This is a genomic window from Pseudomonas thermotolerans DSM 14292 (genome assembly GCF_000364625.1).
Lineage (GTDB): Bacteria > Pseudomonadota > Gammaproteobacteria > Pseudomonadales > Pseudomonadaceae > Aquipseudomonas > Aquipseudomonas thermotolerans.
The window spans coordinates 1-2337 of record NZ_KB822655.1 but is presented as its reverse complement, the minus strand read 5'-3'; the positions used below and the strand labels follow the sequence as shown (position 1 = coordinate 2337).

General features: G+C 62.1%; 3 protein-coding genes. All 3 read left to right on the top strand.

The window, feature by feature from the left end; genetic code table 11:
* Nucleotides 1-336: 336 nt before the first annotated feature.
* Nucleotides 337-726, top strand: coding sequence for an IS66-like element accessory protein TnpA (gene tnpA / locus H165_RS20135; protein ID WP_026146724.1), 390 nt, complete (start codon nt 337-339; stop codon nt 724-726).
* Entirely contained in the window at nt 723-1067 is a 345-nt protein-coding gene (gene tnpB, locus H165_RS0117955; protein ID WP_003291615.1) for an IS66 family insertion sequence element accessory protein TnpB, read from the top strand. Before tnpA ends, tnpB begins: the two co-directional genes overlap by 4 nt.
* 35 nt (nt 1068-1102) lie before the next feature.
* Nucleotides 1103-2337 (top strand): IS66 family transposase (tnpC, locus tag H165_RS18870; protein ID WP_017940305.1); only part of this gene is annotated, 1235 nt, incomplete at its 3' end.

Genomic DNA, 2337 nt, shown 5'->3' with positions numbered 1-2337 from the left:
GACGATCTGAGCGCTTTTTGATCGATGGATCGCTTCAAAAAACAGCGAGGTCTGTAGTCGGCCAGAAATACGTGGCTACTTCAGACCATCCTTAGAAAGGGACTTTTGCATAGAAAACCTTTGAGCCACTACCCGACTGGTCGTAGCAAGTGTCAGGATGAAAAGCGCCTTAGCTTGGATAGACTTTAAGACCACACGGCCTTTCAAATATAGATAGGCCAGACTTTTATTTATTAACTGGGCCGGGCACTGATGGCGGAATGGGCGTAAGCGTCCGCCCTGCACCCACTGCCTGCCCTAGCCTCGAATAGCCACAATGGTGCCCACCATTTTTTAGTGGACACCATTGTGGATACGCCCCCCTCTACTCCTCGCCGCAGTCGCCGCCCCAACTTTTCGGTGGAGTTCAAGCGTCGTGTCGTCGAGGCCACGCTATTGCCCGGCGCATCCGTCGCGTTGATCGCCCGAGAGCATGAGGTCAACGCCAACCTCGTCTTCAAATGGCGCCGTCACTATCGGGAGGGGCAGCTGGGGCCAGTTGCCCACCAGGTTACTTTGTTGCCGGTCAACCTGAGCAAGGCGCCGACGCCCTCAGCGGAAGAGGCAATGCCACTGCCGTCGAGTCCGGGCGGACTGGTTGTGGAGTGCGGTCGGGTCACCTTGCGCATTGAGGGCGTGCCCGACCCGCAAACCTTGCAACTGGTTTTGCAGCAGGTGTTGCGATGATTGCCCCGCCCATCGGGACTCGCATCTGGATCGTGGCTGGAGCCACCGACATGCGGCGGGGGTTCGATGGCCTGGCGGCCCTGGTGCAAACCCAACTTGAGGCGGATCCGTTCTCCGGCCAGATCTTCGTGTTTCGGGGACGGCGCGGTGACCGGATCAAATTGCTGTGGTGGGATGGCGATGGCTTGTGCCTGTTCTGCAAGCGGCTTGAGCAGGGGCGCTTCGTCTGGCCGCAAGCCACCAGCGGCAGCGTCTCCTTGACGACGGCACAACTCGCGATGCTGTTGGAGGGCATCGATTGGCGCCGACCGCTGCGCACCGCACCGGTACGAGCAGTCTGATGTTCAACGCTTGAGAACACCAGTAACATCGCGCCATGACTTGCGCGACCGACTTCCTTCCTGACGACATCCAGGCCTTGAAAGCCTTGGTTACCGCCCAGCGCGGGGAAATCGAGCACCTGAAACTGATGATCGCCAAGCTGCGGCGCATGCAGTTCGGTCGGCGTTCCGAGCAACTCGATGGCATGCTCGACCAACTGCAACTGACGCTCGAAGAGTTGCAGGTCAGCCAGGCCGCATTGGCCTCGCCACCACCAGCCCAATCGCGCCCACGTACACCCGTACGCCGCAAGCCATTGCCCGAGCATTTGCCCCGTGAAATCCACGTCCATCGACCCGATGCGCAGTGCCCAGGCTGTGGCGGCGAACTTCGTCATCTGGGCGATGACGTGGCCGAAGTTCTGGAGTACGTGCCGGCGCGCTTCAAGGTGATTCGCCACGTGCGGCCCAAGTTGGCCTGCCGCTGCTGTGACGGGATCGTGCAGGTGCCGGCCCCGAGCCGACCGATTTCCCGGGGTCTTGCCGGGCCGGGATTGTTGGCCCATGTGCTGGTGTCCAAATACGTGGATCATCTGCCGCTGTATCGGCAGTCCGAAATCTATGCGCGTGAGGGCGTGTCCCTGGAGCGCTCGACCATGGCCGACTGGATCGGCGAAGCGAGCCGGCTCTTGCAGCCATTGGTCAGCCGGTTGCGACAGCACATCATGGCCGCCAACAAAGTCCACGCCGACGACACGCCGATCGCCGTGCTCGCCCCCGGCCAGGGTAAAACCAAGACCGGACGCTTGTGGACGTATGTGCGCGACGAGCGCCCCGCAGGTAGTAGCACGCCGCCGGCGGTCTGGTTTGCCTACTCGCCGGATCGCAAAGGCGAGCACCCCCGAGCCCATCTCCGGGGCTTCGCCGGGACGTTGCAAGCCGATGGCTATGCCGGTTTCGCGCAACTCTATGCCTCGGGCACGATTCACGAGGCGGCATGCTGGGCACATGCTCGACGCAAGTTTTTCGACCTGCACAAGGCACTGGCCTCGCCGATTGCGGCTGAGGCCCTGCAACGGATTGGCGCGCTATACGCCATCGAGGCGGAAATTCGCGGACAGCCGCCCGATCAACGACGCGCAGTGCGGCAGCGGCGAGCCAGCCCGCTGCTGGCGCACATGCACATCTGGCTTAATTGCGGATTCCACGCCATCCGGCCACCCAGTCCGCTCTCATCTGGCCAGGCATTCCACGGCCATCTGGCCACCTGTTCCACGGCCATCCGGCCGGG

Excerpts from the sequence above, each read along its gene's own strand:
- tnpB (WP_003291615.1), top strand. The coding sequence starts at position 723 with ATGATTGCCCCGCCCATCGGGACTCGCATCTGGATCGTGGCTGGAGCC.